This is a genomic window from Streptomyces sp. NBC_00483 (assembly GCF_036013745.1).
GTDB lineage: Bacteria > Actinomycetota > Actinomycetes > Streptomycetales > Streptomycetaceae > Streptomyces.
Genome location: NZ_CP107880.1, coordinates 3,653,570 through 3,669,288, shown reverse-complemented (window position 1 = coordinate 3,669,288; position 15,719 = coordinate 3,653,570). Strand labels below are relative to the sequence as shown.

Genomic DNA, 15,719 nt, shown 5'->3' with positions numbered 1-15,719 from the left:
TTGGGGAGACGCGTACTCGTGTCAGGGGAGGGAATGCGATGGCGCACGTGCGTCTCAGAGGCACGGGCAGACACCGTGCCGTGAAGCCGGTCAAGGCCGGACGGCAGATGGTGGCCCTGGCCACCGTGCTCTCGGCGGCGGGAGTGCAGGCGGGGGTCGCCGCGGGAACCGCGCAGGCGGACGAGGCCAGGACCTGGACCGAGGGGCCGATCTTCAACGATCCGCTGGGCACCGCCCAGGAGCAGTACGCCATCCGCACCAGGCTCGTCGAGCTGACGGACGCGGCGCTGCCGGGCTCGACCATCAAGGTCGCCGTGTACCACGTGTGGGAGCAGACGATCGTCGACGCTCTGAAGCGCGCCAGGGACCGCGGCGTACGCGTACAGATCCTGCTCGACTCGACGAGCAAGACGGACCGGCCGGACAACACGGTGTACTCGCAGCTGGTCGCGCTGTTCGGCACCAGCCGCGCCAACCCGTCCTTCGTGTCGCTGTGCCCCACGAACAAGTCCTGCCTCGGCGACCCGAAGTTCGGGAAGTCGATCATGCACAACAAGTTCTGGCTGTTCTCGGCCGTCGAGGGCGCCACGAACGTCGTCGTGCAGACCACGGCGAACTCCACGCCGTCCGCGAGCACGAGGTTCTTCAACGACGCGCTCCAGCTGCCCAACAACCCGGTCCTGTACGGCGCGTACGCGGACTATTTCGACGACATGGTCGTCAAGGACTGGGCGAACTGGGACTACCGCACGGTCAGCAACGGCCACTACAAGGCGTACTTCTTCCCGCGGGCCGGCACCACGAACTCCACGGACACGCTGCACTCGGTGCTCAACAACGTCTCGTGCACCTACAAGGACGCGGCGACCGGCGCCACGAAGAAGACGATCGTGCGCGCTGCGGTCTTCCAGATCACCCGGCAGGCCATCGCCGACAAGCTGGTCTCGCTGAAGAAGGCGGGCTGCACGGTCCAGATCGAGTACGCGACGTCCGACAGCGGCACCTGGAAGTCGATGCACACCACCGGCGCCCCGCCGCTGCGCTGCTACAACGACAACCGGGACCCGCTGAACCCCGGCGGTGCGAAGCTCGGGACGCCGTTCATCATCCACACCAAGTACGTGGCGATCGACGGCATGTACGACGGCGCGCGCAACAAGATCACGTTCACCGGCTCGCAGAACGCCTCGAACCCGGCGCTGCGCGAGAACGACGAGGCGTACGTCAAGATCGACGACGACTCCGTGCACGACACGTACGTGCAGCACTTCAACAAGGTGTGGGGCGTCGCGTACCCGGGGGCCTCGGACAACACGAACCTGTGCAAGGGCGTCAAGGTGCTCCCGCAGGACGGTGAGGTCAAGACCACGTGAGCCCGTCGGTCAGGGGCCGGTTTGCCCTTCTGTGGGGCGCCCCGTAACCTTGACCGTCGGCGTGTCCATCGATGCGCCTTACTCCCGTAAACCTTTTTCCTCCCGGAGTTCCTCGTGAAATCCGGGAGAGGCTGCCTCGTGCGGCTGGACTGCGGGCGTTCCGTTCCGAGCGAAAGAGAGATCCGCGTGTACGCCATCGTGCGCAGCGGTGGTCGCCAGCACAAGGTTGCTGTCGACGACATCGTTGAGATTGACAAGCTTCCCACCGCCAAGGTTGGCGACACCGTAGAGCTCTCTACGCTGCTCGTTGTCGACGGCGACGCCGTGACCAGCGACCCGTGGGTGCTGGCCGGCATCAAGGTCCAGGCCGAGGTCGTGGACCACCACAAGGGCGCGAAGATCGACATCCTTCGCTACAAGAACAAGACCGGCTACCGCCGTCGCCAGGGTCACCGCCAGCAGTACACGGCGATCAAGGTCACCGGTATCCCCACGGCTGCGAAGTAAGGGACTGAGACAAGATGGCACACAAGAAGGGCGCATCGTCCACTCGGAACGGGCGCGATTCCAATGCTCAGCGGCTCGGCGTGAAGCGCTTCGGCGGTCAGGCCGTCAACGCCGGTGAGATCCTGGTCCGCCAGCGCGGCACCCACTTCCACCCGGGCAACGGCGTCGGCCGCGGCAAGGACGACACCCTGTTCGCGCTGGACGCCGGTGCGGTGGAGTTCGGTACTCACCGTGGCCGCAAGGTCGTGAACATCGTCCCGGTCGTCTGAAACGCCTGAGGGCTTTCTGACCTGGATTTTTTCGCGAGGCGGACCTCACTTCCCCATCGGGGAAGCGGGTCCGCCTTTCGCGTGTTGAAGTAGAGACATTTCCGTACGTTTCTGGAGGCACTGAACCATGACCACCTTCGTGGACCGCGTCGAACTTCATGTCGCCGCGGGTAGCGGGGGCCACGGCTGTGCCTCCGTTCACCGGGAGAAGTTCAAGCCGCTCGGCGGCCCGGACGGTGGCAACGGCGGCCGTGGCGGTGACGTGATCCTGGTCGTCGACCAGGACGTCACGACGCTGCTCGACTACCACCACTCGCCGCACCGCAAGGCCACCAACGGTGCGCCCGGCGCGGGCGACAACCGCTCCGGCAAGGACGGCCAGGACCTGGTCCTGCCGGTGCCGGACGGCACGGTCGTCCTCGACAAGCAGGGCAATGTGCTCGCCGACCTCGTCGGCCAGGGCACCACGTACATCGCCGCGCAGGGCGGTCGCGGCGGCCTCGGCAACGCGGCCCTCGCCTCGGCCCGCCGCAAGGCGCCCGGCTTCGCGCTGCTCGGTGTGCCGGGCGACGAGGGCGACGTCCAGCTGGAGCTGAAGACCGTCGCGGACGTGGCGCTCGTCGGCTACCCGAGCGCCGGCAAGTCCTCGCTGATCTCGGTGCTCTCCGCCGCCAAGCCGAAGATCGCGGACTACCCGTTCACGACGCTGGTCCCGAACCTCGGCGTGGTGACGGCCGGCTCGACCGTCTACACGATCGCCGACGTCCCGGGCCTCATCCCCGGCGCCAGCCAGGGCAAGGGCCTCGGCCTGGAGTTCCTGCGGCACGTGGAGCGCTGCAGCGTCCTCGTGCACATCCTCGACACGGCGACGCTCGAGTCCGACCGCGACCCGGTCTCCGACCTCGACATCATCGAGGCGGAGCTCAAGGAGTACGGCGCGGGTCTGGAGAACCGGCCGCGCCTCGTCGTCCTCAACAAGATCGACGTGCCCGACGGCCAGGACCTCGCCGACATGGTCCGCCCGGACCTGGAGGAGCGCGGCTACCGCGTCTTCGAGGTCTCCGCCGTCGCCCACAAGGGCCTCAAGGAGCTGTCGTACGCGCTCGCCGAGCTGGTGGCCGAGGGGCGTGCCGCCAAGCCGAAGGACGAGGCGACCCGGGTCGTCATCCGGCCGAAGGCCGTGGACGACGCGGGCTTCACCGTCAAGCGCGAGGACGCCGACGGCGAGCCGCTGTTCCGCGTGCGCGGCGAGAAGCCGGAGCGCTGGGTGCGGCAGACCGACTTCAACAACGACGAGGCCGTCGGCTACCTCGCGGACCGGCTCAGCCGTCTCGGTGTCGAGGACGAGCTGATGAAGGCGGGCGCCAGGCACGGTGACGGCGTCGCGATCGGTCCCGAGGACAACGCGGTCGTCTTCGACTGGGAGCCCACGATGATGGCGGGCGCCGAGATGCTCGGGCGGCGTGGCGAGGACCACCGTATGGAGGCGCCCCGGCCGGCGGCGCAGCGTCGCCGTGACCGGCAGGCGGAGCGGGACGACTCGCAGCAGGAGTACGACGACTTCGAGCCGTTTTAGTCTTTGGCCTTTGGCCTCTGGCCTCTGGCGACCGGGACGTTTGGCCTCCGGCGACCGGGGCGTTGGGCCTCCGGCGACCGGGACATCTGGGCGGGCCGCACCGAAGGGTGCGGTCCGCTTTGTTGTTGGGGTGGGGGTGGGCTGGGGCCTGGTCCGGGTCCAGGTTCGGCTTCTGCTCCTGGTCCGGGTCCTGGTCCGGGTCCTGGTCCGGGTCCTGGTCCGGGTCCGGGTCCGGGTCCGGGGTTGGGTCCGGGTCCAGGTCCGGGTTCGGCTTCTGGTCCGGGTTCGGGTCTGGGTCCGGGGCCAACTCCAGGTCCGGCTCCGGGTCCGGGTTCGTACCCGAACGTGTCCCCCTGCCCATCTCCCTCCCGCCCGTCCCCTCCGGGGGCTTCGGCCTGCCCGGGGGCCGGGGTGCTGTGCCGGGGTCGGAGCCAGTGGTGGTGGGTGCATGGCACCGGGGTCCTGGGGCTTTGCCGGGGTGGTTGCCCCTGCGCTCGTCACGCGGCGCCGGTCTCTCTCCGGCTGCGCCGTTGCCCGGTCATCTCCCACCCTCCCGCCCCTTCCGGGGGCTTCGGCCCGACGCGGGGCTTGGTCGCTGTGTCGGGGTCGGGGCCCGTCGTGTTGGGTGCGCGGCACCGGGGCCTGTGGCCTTGCCGGGTTCGGCGCCGATGTGATGGGTGCGCGGTACCGGTCCTTGTCCGGCTGTGCCGTTGCCCGTTCGTCTCCCACCCTCCCGCCCCCTCCGGGGGCTTCGGCCCCCGTGGCTGGGGCTGTGCCGGGGCCGGGGCCGGGGCTTGTGGTGCGTGGCACCGGGTCCTGGAACTTTGTCGGGGTGGTTGCTCCCGCGATTGGCACGCGGCACCGGTCCCTGTCCGGCTGTGCCGGTGCCCGCTCATCTCCCGCCCGCCTGCCCTCTCCGGGGCTTCGGCCCTCGTGGCTGTGCCGGGGCCGGGGCCGGGGCCTGTGGTGGTGGGTGCGCGGCACCGGGCCCGGAGCTTTACCGGGGTCGACGCCGATGTGACGGGTATGTGGCACCGGGGTCTGGAACGTTGTCGGGGTGGGCGCCCTGTGATCGGTGCGTGGCGCCGGGGTCTGGAGCTTTGTCGGGGCGGGCGCCGATGTGACGGGTGCGCGGCACCGGGGCCCGGAGCTTTGCCGGGTTCGGCGCCGATGTGATGGGTGCGCGGCACTGGTCCTTGTCCGGCCGCGCCGGTTCCCGCTCATCTCCCACCCTCCCGCCCCCTCCGGGGGCTTCGGCCAGCCCGGAGTCCGGGTTGCTGTGCCGGGGTTGGGGCTTGTGGTGCGGGGTGCGTGGCACCGGGGCCTGGAGCCTTGCCGGGGTTGTCACCCTTGCGTTCGGTGCGCGGCGCCGGTGCCTGTCCGGCTGTGCCGGTGCCCGGTTACCTCCCGCCCTCCCGCCCCCTCCGGGGGCTTCGGCCGGTGGTCGGGGGCGCTTCGGCCCGGGGCGGGAGTTCGCCGGGGCCGGTGTGCGGTGCTGGCCGTTCCGGGGTCGGGCCCCGCGTCATGGGTGCGCGGCACCGGGGTGCCGCCTTGCCCACCCTGCCGCCCCAGGCGGCAGATTGCCCAAGTCGGCGACGGCCGGCCGCCATGGGTGGGCAGCCGTGGCTGGCGGCGGGTTGCCCAAGGCGGGGCGGCGTCGACCGCAACGGGTGGTGAGCCGTGGCCGCTGCCGGCGGGTTGCCCAGGGCGGGGGCGCCCCTCGCCGTTCCGGGTGGGGAGTTGAGCGTGGCTGCCGGGGGACCGCTTAAGGCGGGGGCGGCGTCGACCGCAACGGGTGGGGAGCCGTGGCCGTCGCCGGATCGTCCAGGGCGGGGACTCCGCCCTTCGCCGTCCCGGGGAGTCGCGGCTGCGGCGGATCGCCCAAGGCGCGGGGGCGGTACCCCGTCGGGCCGAAGCCCCGGAGGGGGCGGGCGGTGGGAGATGAGCGGGAGTCGGGCCATTGCCTGCGGGCGGGCGGGACAACCCAAGCCCCGCTCTGGGACGAGACTCCCGGGGCCCGGGGCACAGCCCCGAGGCCGCAACGGCGGTTCGGCACAAGGGGGCCGGGGCGGAGCCCCGAGGCGTAGGGGGCGGGTGGCCGCAACGCCGACGCGGGCCGGGATGGAGTCCTGTGGCGTAGGGGTGGTTGGCCGTAACGCTGGCAGGGTTCAGGGCGGAGCCCCGAGGCCGTAACGCCGGTTCAGCACAATCAGCCCCGCCGGCGATTGAGGCGCGGGGACCGGGGCAGAGCCCCGCGGCGTGGGGCACCGCAGACCGTGAGCCATGTGGGACCGATGCACACCCAGCCCCTGCGGCGATTGAGTAGCAGGGTCCGGAGCGAAGTCCCGTGGCGTTCACGGCTATTGGGCCCCGCTCTGGGACGAGAGCCAGCGGCGTCCGGAGCGGGGCCCCGTGGCGTTCACGACTGTTGAGTTCCGCTTTGGGGTGAGAGCCAGCGGGGGTCTGGGGTGGAGCCCCGGTCTCTTCAGTGCCGCCGGCGTTTGAGGCGTGGGGCCCGGGGTGGGGCCCCGTGGCGTTCACGACTGTTGAGTTCCGCTTTGGGGCGGGAGCCAGCGGGGTCTGGGGCGGAGCCCCGATTTCTTCAGCCGCGCAGGCGTCCGCGGCGGGGCCCCGTGGCGTTCACGACTGTTGAGTTCCGCTCTGGGGCGGGAGCCAGCGGGGGTCCGGGGTGGAGCCCCGGTCTCTTCAGCCGCGCTGGCGTTTGAGGCGCGGGGTCCGGGGTGGAGCCCCGGTCTCTTTAGTCCCGCCGGCGGTTGAGGCGCAGGGGCCGGGGTGGAGCCCCGAGGCGTAGGGGACGGGGGCGGCGCACACGCGGAAGGGCCCGGGAGACGTCTCCCGGGCCCCTCGCACGCGCGCCGCAAAGGCGTTACGCCGTCACCGTGTCCTCCGGCTCCGACTCGGTCGCCGCCTCCGCGGCCTCCGCCTCGGCCGCAGCCTCCTCGACGGAGTCCTCACGGGTCGGCGGTACCTCGTCCTCGCCACGTGCCGCCATCCGCGCACGCCGCTCGTCGGCCTTGTCGCACAGGGCGCGTACGGCAACGTTGAAGCGGTCGATGGACGGCGGGTCCGAGGGGCCGAGGAGGTGCTCCTTCAGGGCCGCGCGGGCCTCGGCGTGGGCGTCCTCCGCCTCGCCGCGGACGACCGCGAGCAGCTCGGGGACCTCCGTCGCCTCGGGCGCGAGGACCGTCGCGGCACGCACGGTCGGGAAACCGGTGCGGAACTCGTCCTCCGTGAGGCCGGACGTGTTGGCCACCGCGTACGGCTTCTCGCTGCTCAGCCAGTCGGAGACGACCGAGGAGACGTCGGAGATGAGGACGTCGGCCGCGTTGAAGCAGGTGAAGATCGCGGGCCGCGCCTGGGTGATGATCAGGTGCTCCCACTCGGGGAACGACGCCCAGTACGCCTCCTCCCACGCCTCGGTCGCCTCGGCCACCGCCGCCGCCCGGTCCCCGTCGGGCCGGCCCTGGAGCATCATCCGCTCCTGCTCGTCCGTGCCCTTGCGGAACTTGGTGGAGGTCAGCTCGTTCAGCGCCTCGGCGCGGCGCTCGAGCTCGACGGCGGCCTCGGGGCCGGGACGCGCGCCGGAGCGGCGGGTGTTGGCCTCCTCGATCATCGCCATGATGCGCTTGTTGGCCTCACCGGCGGCGGGGACCTGCGAACCGGTCATCGGGTGCGGCTTGTAGATCAGCCGGACCTTGGGGTCGGCGAGCAGGTGCCGCACGATGTTCTCGCCGGCCAGGATGACGGACGTGTTGCCCGGGTTGCCGTCCCAGCCTTCCCAGGTGGGGGCGTACAGGACCGTCGTGTACTCACCCGTGGCCGGGCCGTCGGCCAGCTTGATGGGCGCCAGCTGCGGGCGGCCCACCTCGACGACGTCCCGGTCGTCGACGCCGACGTCGGCGAGCTGGTAGCGGTCGCGCGCCGCGGGACCGGCCACCCACACCTCGTCGTACGCCTTCGCGTACGGGTTGCAGGACGAGAGCTTGTCGGACTCGCCGTGGTTGGTGAACGCGTGCTTGATCGTGGGGATGCGCAGGACCTGCGAGGTCTTCGCGGCGTTCGCCGGGTGCAGCAGCATCTTCAGCGTCGAGTTCTCCAGGGAGAACATCGTGGCGACCTTCGGGAAGCAGATGATCGGCACGTCGGTGGCGTCGATCTTGTTCACCATGAAGCGCTCGCGCAGCACGATCAGCGGCTTGCCGTCGACCGCGGCGAGCGTGGAGAGCCACATGTTCGCCTGGTACGCGGAGGTGGTGCCGCCGGAGAAGTACATGCCGACGGTCGGCCGGTAATCGGCCAGCCACTTGTCGAGCCACTCCATGACCTTGGCGTCGCTCACCGGACGCTTCTTCGGCAGCAGCCACGTACCGAGGAAGACCGTGCCGAAGAGGAACAGGGCGATCGAGACGCCGATGCCGATGACGCCCCACACGGCGTTGGTCGTCGCCGCCGTGATCACCAGGCCGATGGTGGACGGGATCGCGAAGGTCAGCAGGCGGTGGGCCGCGCGCCGGGCGAGCAGGCGCGGCGGCGACGCGCACAGGTTCAGCGCGGACGCGTCGATGTTGCGCGTGACGATCGGCAGCGTGCGGGAGCGGCGCACCAGGACCGCGGCCGCCTGGCAGGCGAAGTGCAGCAGGTACATCGCGAGCACCATGACCAGCAGCGGAGCCTGCTCGTCGAGCGGGTTGATACCGCTGATGCGCAGCAGACCGACGAAGATCAGCATGTCGCGCAGCAGTTGCCGCACCGTGACGTCGAAGCGGATCTTGCCGAGCAGCGAGAGCAGCCCCGGCTGCTTGTACTGCAGGTAGGTGTCTAGAGCGAGTCCGGCCGCGCTCGCGGCGACGAAGACGGGAACATACGGAACGAGCGCGCTGACGAGCTGGGCCACATAGAGCGCGAACATCGTGAACAGCGCAGAAAGCTGCACGAGGCGGCGCGAGGCACGTCCGGCGGAGGGCACGGGCTGGGCTCCTGGCAGGGGGTCTCGGAGGGTGGGGGGACCGTGGGGGAGGTCCACCTCGCGGAATGCTGACCACTGACCGTATGACTTTCAGTGGCCCCCTAGCAATCCTCCAGGCCTGTAAGCAGGGGAAACAAGGGCAAATGGCGTGAAAGGACAGGGACCAACTCCCTCTCTTGGTTACCCGGCGTCCACGGCCCTGTCCGTACCTCGAAACCCAAGAGCGGTCGAAGGGGCAGGTCACGTACATTGCCAGGCATGTCAGGGGCTACAACTGGGGCAGCGTCGGGGACGTCACGGCAGGGCGTGGCGGATGCCCGCCGGATCGTCGTCAAGGTCGGATCGTCGTCACTCACCACGGCGGCGGGGGGCCTGGACGCCGACCGCGTCGACGCGCTCGTCGACGTCCTGGCGAAGCAGCGCGGAGGCGGGGAGAAGGAGATCGTCCTCGTCTCCTCCGGCGCCATCGCCGCGGGACTCGCCCCACTGGGCCTGACCCGCCGCCCCAAGGACCTCGCCCGCCAGCAGGCCGCGGCGAGCGTCGGACAGGGCCTCCTGGTCGCCCGCTACACCGCTTCCTTCGCGCGCTACGGAGTCCGCGTCGGCCAGGTCCTCCTGACCAGCGACGACATGGCCCGCCGCGCCCACCACCGCAACGCCTCGCGCACCCTCGACCAGCTCCTGGCGATGGGCGCCCTCCCGATCGTCAACGAGAACGACACGGTGGCCACGGACGAGATCCGCTTCGGCGACAACGACCGGCTCGCGGCCCTCGTCGCCCACCTCGTCCACGCCGACCTGCTGGTGCTGCTCTCCGACATCGACGGCCTCTACGACGGCGACCCCGCGAAGCCCGGCAGCTCCCGCATCGCCGAGGTGCGCGGCCCCGCCGACATAGCGCACGTCAAGATCGGCTCCGCCGGGAAGGCGGGCGTCGGCACCGGCGGCATGGTCACCAAGGTCGAGGCCGCCTCGATCGCCGCGGCCGCCGGCATCCCGGTGGTCCTCACCTCTGCCTCGTACGCCGCCGACGCCCTCGCGGCCCGCGACACCGGCACGTACTTCCACCGCACCGGCCGTCGCAGCGCCGACCGCCTGCTGTGGCTGCAGCACGCCTCGACGCCGCAGGGTGCGATCACCCTCGACGACGGTGCCGTACGGGCCGTGGTCGAGGGGCGCAAGTCGCTGTTGCCCGCCGGGATCGCGGCCGTGGAGGGCGAGTTCGGCGCGGGCGACCCGGTCGAGCTGCGCGACGAGCGCGGGCGCGCGGTCGCCCGTGGGCTCGTCAACTTCGACGCCAAGGAGATCCCGCAGCTGATCGGCCGCTCCACGCGTGAGCTGGCCCGCGACCTCGGTCCCGCCTATGAGCGGGAAGTCGTACACAGGGACGACTTGGTCATCCTCCAGGCTTGAAACGGGCCGCGCGCCTTCGAAACCCCCTGTGTGAAAGGCCGAAAGCCTGCCACCCGTGGGGGACCTTCCCCAAAACCGCCCCAAGAAGCTCCGTGTCCTGCTCAACTCTTGAGGCAGGGAGTTCATCCGGGGAAGGTCCGCACGACCATTGCGCAAAGGAGGCCGTCGTGAGACGAGCGCGCCCGGGGGTCGCGTCCAAGGGGCCCCGAGGGTCGGCGGAGCGGGCGCTGACGAGCGTGGCCGCGGGAGACGCGTACGACGAGGAGACCGCGGGGGAGGCCGCCGAGGGGAGGGCCGAGGAGGGCCCCCGCCTGTGGCACGTCACGCTCAGCGTCTCCGGTGCGGAGGCGCCGCTCGCTGAGGTGCGCCGCGGCCTCGAACAGCTCGCGCACGACCACCCCTTCCTGCTGACGAGCCGCTACGCGGTGGACCACGCGGAGATCCGCTACTGGGAAGAGGCCCGCGACCTGCACGACGCGGCGGCGGTGGCCCTGCGCCTGTGGGGCGAACACCGCCGCACGTCGCAGCTCCCGCCCTGGGAAATCGTCGGCCTGGAGGTCATCGACCGCCAGACCTACCACCAACGCATCGCCGAGGGCTACGGCCCCCTCCCGGCAACTCCAGTAGGCGTCCACCCCTTCTGACCAAGGGGCGCGGGGAACTGCGCGCAGAAGCACGGTGACGTCACGAGGCGGAAACCTCACCCCCTGTGGCCCAGGCCGTTTCAAGCCACGTCTCACCCCCCGAAACACCCCCTGGACCGCCCCCCGGCCCCCGATATCCTGCGGAGCATGACGCTGCCGCTCACCCCGTACGACTCGATGACCCCGGTCACCCAGACCGCGTACCGCGCGAGGTCCGCCGCCCACGATCTCGCCTCGCTGCCGCGCGCGGAAAAGGACGACGCCCTCGGCGCGATGGCCGACGCACTGGAAGTGCGTACGGCGGAAATCATCGAGGCCAACGCCAAGGACATCGCGCGCGCCCGGGAGGCCGGCACCTCCGAGGCCATCGTCGACCGCCTCACGCTCACCGCGGAGCGGATCCGCGCCATCGCCTCCGATGTGCGCGACGTCATCGCCCTGCCCGACCCGATCGGCACGGTCGTGCGCGGCAACACCCTCCCGAACGGCATCGACCTGCGCCAGGTCCGCGTCCCGCTCGGCGTCGTCGGCATCATCTACGAGGCCCGCCCGAACGTCACGGTCGACGCCGCCGCCCTCTGCCTCAAGTCGGGCAACGCGGTACTCCTGCGCGGCAGTTCATCGGCGTACGAGTCGAACACCGCGCTTGTGCGCGTGCTGCGCGACGCCGTCGGTGGTGCAGGGCTGCCCGCCGACGCGATCCAGCTCGTGCCCGGCGAGAGCCGTGACTCGGTGACCGAGCTGATGCGGGCCCGCGGCCTCGTCGACGTGCTGATCCCGCGCGGCGGCGCCTCGCTCATCAAGAACGTCGTCGAGAACTCGACCGTCCCCGTGATCGAGACCGGCACCGGCAACTGCCACGTCTACGTGGACGCCGACGCCGACCTCGAAATGGCGGTCGACATCCTCGTCAACTCCAAGGCGCACCGCGTCTCCGTGTGCAACGCGGCCGAGACGCTCCTCGTCCACCAGGACATCGCCGACGCGTTCGTGCCGCGCGCCCTCGACGCGCTCGCCGAGGCGGGCGTCACCGTGCACGCGGACCCGCGGATCCTCGCGTACGCCCCGCAGTCGAAGGCGGAGGTCGTCGAGGCGACTCCGGACGACTGGGAGACCGAGTACCTCTCGTACGACATCGCAGCCGCGGTCGTCGACGACATGGAGCGGGCCGTCGAGCACATCCGCCTGTGGTCCTCGGGTCACACCGAGGCAATCGTCACGACCTCGCAGGCGGCCGCCCGCCGCTTCACGCAGCTCGTCGACTCCACGACCGTCGCGGTCAACGCCTCGACGCGGTTCACCGACGGCGGCCAGTTCGGCTTCGGCGCAGAGATCGGCATCTCCACGCAGAAGCTGCACGCCCGCGGACCCATGGGACTGCCGGAGCTGACGAGCACGAAGTACATCGTCACGGGCGACGGTCACACCCGCTGACACCCGCCGACGCGCACGGTCGCATGTGGTGAATTCCCTTACCGTCTGCCCAAATTGACCCCTTCGGTCTACCCTGGACGGGTGCCGGAGGACGTGGGGGGCTCGCCGTTCCCGGACGGCTGGGAGCCCGACGACGACCACGACCGCGGGGGCTGGGACGAAGAGTTCGCCTCCGTGGTCTTCGACGAGGACTTCATCAAGGCTGCCGAGGTCCATGAGCCCACCGCGGTCGAGCGGCTGCTCGCCGCTGCGCAGGCGCGCGCCGAGGCCCAGGAGGCCGAGTCCCGCAGGACCCGGATCCGGCCGTCGCCCGACGACGAGTTCTACGACGACGTGGACGGGTACGGCCGCGGCGAAGACGGCGAATTCGGCTGCTACGGGGACGAGTCGGACGAGCTGTACGAGGAGGAGCGCGACCGCGAAAGCCGTCCAGCGGGCGGTATCCGCTGGCGCAGGCCCGTCGCCTGGGCGCTCGCCCTGCTGATGGGCATCGGCATGGTCGCCCTCGCCTTCACGGCCGTCTATCGGGGCGCGTCCTCGGGCAGCCAGGACGAGGTCCCGCCGCCCGCGACGACCGAACTGGAGAAGAACGTTCCGGGCTCGCCCTCCGCCTCCGCGGACTACTCGCAACCGGCGGTTTCGGCCGTTCCGCGGACCCCGTGAGGGGGCGCTCGAGGCGCTCGCGCGGGGGTCCGGAAAGTTGACCGTGCACCAGGGCGTTTACCTGGCGTCGGGGAGACCTACCCTGAAGGTATGAGCGGGCCAGGAGACCCACCGGAGGGGACACCGGACAGCGGTCCCGGTAGTGGCGGCAGCGAGGAAGAGTACCGATCCGTCGTGTTCGACGAATCGTTCGTCAAGGCTGCCCGGCTCCAGGAGTTCTCCGCGCAGGAGCGCATCGGCGACCACTCGCCGGCCGTGCGCCGCCTGCCCGTGCTGCGCCGGGGCCTCACACGGCAGGCCGTCATACTCGTCGTCCTGATCGTGGTCGCCTTCGGCACCGCGGTCTACATGGGCGTACGAAGCCCGTACCGGACCACCCCGGTCGCCCGGAACACCGAACCGCTGCGCATGACCGTCATACCCCTGGCCCCGACGGGCCGCGTCCCCGGCTCCGAGTCCGTGCACGAGCTGTACGAGCACAGCCCTGCCGCCCGGTTCAAGCGCGCCGGCCGTGCCATCGCTCTGCCGGACGACCCGAAGGCCACCGCGCACTTCTCCGACAGCCAGGTCGTCACCGCGCTGACGACGGCCAAGGACTACCTCGTCGACTCCTCGCTCGACCCCGACGTGCTCACGCGCGGCGCCGTGCGCCCGGTGCGGATGCTGATCGACCCGCAGCAGCTCCCGCAGTTCGACCAGAGCGTCAACAGGCCGGTCACCGACGGGCGGCACGCGGCCACCGGCTGGCTCGTCCGCTTCGACCCGGCGCAGGCCACCCTCGCCGATTCACGCATCCGCGTCCGCGGCGCGCTGCATGTGGCCGAGACCGACGCGGACACCCTCGAAGTGACCTCGGACCACACGTTCGTCTACGCGCTGCGGCCCACGGCGAAGGCGGCCGACGGCAAGAAGGCCGAGGCCTCCCTCTTCACCGTCCGCCGCTCCATGCACTTCCGCTTCGACCGCCAGGACCTGCGCAACCACCAGACCGAGCTACTGGTCTCGTACGTCCAGGCGGGCCCGCTCGCCTGCTCGTCCGACTCCGCCGGGTATCTGCATCCGCTGCTCGCGGGCCAGAGCGCGAAGAAGGGCGGCCCGGCCGGCACCGACCCGTACGCGACGGACAGTGCGACCGCGCTGTGCGGCGCGCTCGCGCCGGACGCCCAGCCGCACGTGTAGTCCGGTCTGCGGGGTCAGCCGGTCTGGCCTTCGGGGATCAGCGCTCGCCGTTGCCGGTGCCGGTGCCGTTGCTGTCGTCGTCGGTGCCGTGGTTCCCGCTGGCGCCCCCGCCACCCGTGCCGCCGAAGCCGCCGAAGCCGCGCCGCACCCGGCCGCCCAGGTCGCCCGCGCCGCCCGCGATGTCGCTGACCAGCTTCATCAGCGGGTCCTTCGAGGTCTTCACGGAATCCGTGTAGTGCGAGGCCGACTCGCGCCACGAGTCCGTCACCGAGGTGTCCTTGTCCTCGCTGCGGCGCGGGTAGTGACCGTCCATCAGACGCTGGTAGTCGCGGCTCTCCGCCCACTTCTTCAGCTCGGCGGCGCGCACCGTGGTGAACGGGTGCGAGCGCGGCATCACGTTGAGGATCTTCAGCACGGAGTCGCGCAGATCGCCCCCGGCCTCGTACTCCTCGGCCTGCTTGAGGAACGCGTCCACGTTCATCTGGTGCAGGTGGTTGCCGCCCGCGATCTTCATCAGGCCGCGCATCGACGCCTGCAGGTCCTGGCCGACCAGCAACCCGGCGCGGTCCGCGGAGAGTTCGGACTTGCGGAACCACTCGCGCAGCGCCGTCACGATCGCCATGATCGCGAGGTTGCCGAGCGGGATCCACGCGACGCGCAGCGCGAGGCTGGTCAGGAACAGCAGGATCGTCCGGTACACCGAGTGGCCCGACAGCGCGTGGCCCACCTCGTGGCCGACGACGGCCCGCATCTCCTCCTCGTCGAGGAGCTCCACAAGTCCCGTGGTGACGACGATGATCGGCTCGTCCAGGCCGATGCACATCGCGTTCGGCTGCGGGTCCTGATTGACGTACATCGGCGGGACCTTCTCCAGGTCCAGGATGTAACAGGCGTCCCGCAGCATCGTGTTGAGGTGTGCGAACTGCTCGTCGGAGACCCGCACCGAGTCCGACAGGAACAGCAGGCGGAGGCTGCGCTCGGGCAGCAGTCCGCTGAGCGCCTTGAAGACCGTGTCGAACCCGCTGAGCTTGCGCAGCGCGACGAGCGCCGAGCGGTCCGCGGGGTGCTCGTACGCCCGCGAGGAGATCCCCGGGAAGCGCCGACGCTGCCTGCTGGGTACGTTCTCGTGCTGCTCGTTCGGTTCGTCGGGCATCCGACTTCCCCCATGTTCCGTGTGTGCGACGTGTCCCGCCGTATCCGGTGTGCCCCCAAGGTGGAGTCCACACTAGGCGGATATACCGTGACGGGGCAGCACACCGAAGGAGCGAACCGTCATGGAGCACATCGATCAGGTCATCAGCGCGGCGTCGGACCAGGGTGCGGGGAACCTGTTGCGCGGCGTGCTGATCGTGGGCGTTCTGGGCGCGGCCTTCCTCGCCTGGTTCTTGTTGCGGGGCTACAAGAGCGACGACTGACCCCACCGCTTACGATGGGTCAGAAGTCTTTATCCCGATCCCACACCGGATAGGTCCTGCTGAAGATGAGCCTCCACAGCACCGCTGCCCAGCTCGCCACTCTCGCTGCCGAGGGCGAGAACGGCGGCAACCACGAAAGCCTCAGCCCCCTCGTGACGGGCGGCGGCGCCTTCATCATCCTGATCCTGCTGCTGTGGATCACCACGCGCTTCAACCGCGACCGCTGACCCGGGCGGAAGCACTGGGAACGGGCCAGTAG

13 protein-coding genes are annotated in these 15,719 nt (G+C 70.7%); 11 read left to right on the top strand and 2 right to left on the bottom strand.

Going from position 1 to position 15,719, the window contains the following annotated elements; all coding sequences use genetic code 11:
• Positions 1 to 38: 38 nt before the first annotated feature.
• The 4 genes from OHA73_RS16230 (at position 39) to obgE (ending at position 3,725) form a co-directional block, all read left to right on the top strand.
• Positions 39 to 1,373: a phospholipase D-like domain-containing protein gene (locus OHA73_RS16230; protein WP_266719693.1), complete on the top strand. Its 1,335-nt coding sequence runs from the start codon at positions 39 to 41 to the stop codon at positions 1,371 to 1,373.
• Positions 1,374 to 1,559: 186 nt separating this feature from the next.
• On the top strand, positions 1,560 to 1,880 hold the full coding sequence (gene rplU / locus OHA73_RS16225; RefSeq protein ID WP_266719694.1) for a 50S ribosomal protein L21: 321 nt from the start codon (positions 1,560 to 1,562) through the stop codon (positions 1,878 to 1,880).
• 14 nt (positions 1,881 to 1,894) lie between these two features.
• The gene (gene rpmA, locus OHA73_RS16220; protein ID WP_266719696.1) at positions 1,895 to 2,149 is read left to right on the top strand and encodes a 50S ribosomal protein L27; all 255 of its coding nucleotides are present in this window, start codon (positions 1,895 to 1,897) and stop codon (positions 2,147 to 2,149) included.
• A gap of 127 nt (positions 2,150 to 2,276) precedes the next feature.
• Entirely contained in the window at positions 2,277 to 3,725 is a 1,449-nt protein-coding gene (obgE, locus tag OHA73_RS16215; RefSeq protein WP_266719698.1) for a GTPase ObgE, read from the top strand.
• Between the two features lie 2,887 nt (positions 3,726 to 6,612).
• Here the strand turns inward: obgE and OHA73_RS16210 are convergent.
• Positions 6,613 to 8,712: a hypothetical protein gene (locus tag OHA73_RS16210; RefSeq protein ID WP_327655389.1), complete on the bottom strand. Its 2,100-nt coding sequence runs from the start codon at positions 8,710 to 8,712 to the stop codon at positions 6,613 to 6,615.
• 306 nt (positions 8,713 to 9,018) lie between these two features.
• Between OHA73_RS16210 and proB the strand changes: the two genes are divergently transcribed.
• The 5 genes from proB to OHA73_RS16185 all read left to right on the top strand — a co-directional run bounded on the left by proB (position 9,019) and on the right by OHA73_RS16185 (position 14,045).
• Positions 9,019 to 10,125: a glutamate 5-kinase gene (gene proB, locus OHA73_RS16205; protein ID WP_266719702.1), complete on the top strand. Its 1,107-nt coding sequence runs from the start codon at positions 9,019 to 9,021 to the stop codon at positions 10,123 to 10,125.
• A 167-nt stretch (positions 10,126 to 10,292) separates the two neighbouring features.
• Entirely contained in the window at positions 10,293 to 10,769 is a 477-nt protein-coding gene (locus OHA73_RS16200) for a hypothetical protein (protein ID WP_266719704.1), read from the top strand.
• A gap of 147 nt (positions 10,770 to 10,916) precedes the next feature.
• Complete coding sequence (locus OHA73_RS16195; protein WP_327655388.1) at positions 10,917 to 12,203, top strand: glutamate-5-semialdehyde dehydrogenase; 1,287 nt, start codon at positions 10,917 to 10,919, stop codon at positions 12,201 to 12,203.
• Between the two features lie 81 nt (positions 12,204 to 12,284).
• The gene (locus OHA73_RS16190; RefSeq protein ID WP_443063085.1) at positions 12,285 to 12,866 is read left to right on the top strand and encodes an SCO2584 family spore wall biosynthesis protein; all 582 of its coding nucleotides are present in this window, start codon (positions 12,285 to 12,287) and stop codon (positions 12,864 to 12,866) included.
• Between the two features lie 90 nt (positions 12,867 to 12,956).
• Positions 12,957 to 14,045: an SCO2583 family membrane protein gene (locus OHA73_RS16185; protein WP_267070481.1), complete on the top strand. Its 1,089-nt coding sequence runs from the start codon at positions 12,957 to 12,959 to the stop codon at positions 14,043 to 14,045.
• Between the two features lie 37 nt (positions 14,046 to 14,082).
• Here the strand turns inward: OHA73_RS16185 and OHA73_RS16180 are convergent, their stop codons facing one another.
• Complete coding sequence (locus OHA73_RS16180) at positions 14,083 to 15,198, bottom strand: M48 family metallopeptidase (RefSeq protein ID WP_327655387.1); 1,116 nt, start codon at positions 15,196 to 15,198, stop codon at positions 14,083 to 14,085.
• Positions 15,199 to 15,319: 121 nt separating this feature from the next.
• Between OHA73_RS16180 and OHA73_RS16175 the strand changes: the two genes are divergently transcribed.
• Both OHA73_RS16175 and OHA73_RS16170 read left to right on the top strand, forming a co-directional pair.
• Positions 15,320 to 15,460: a hypothetical protein gene (locus tag OHA73_RS16175; protein WP_266719713.1), complete on the top strand. Its 141-nt coding sequence runs from the start codon at positions 15,320 to 15,322 to the stop codon at positions 15,458 to 15,460.
• Between the two features lie 65 nt (positions 15,461 to 15,525).
• Complete coding sequence (locus tag OHA73_RS16170) at positions 15,526 to 15,687, top strand: hypothetical protein (protein WP_266719715.1); 162 nt, start codon at positions 15,526 to 15,528, stop codon at positions 15,685 to 15,687.
• The last annotated feature ends 32 nt before the right edge of the window (positions 15,688 to 15,719 follow it).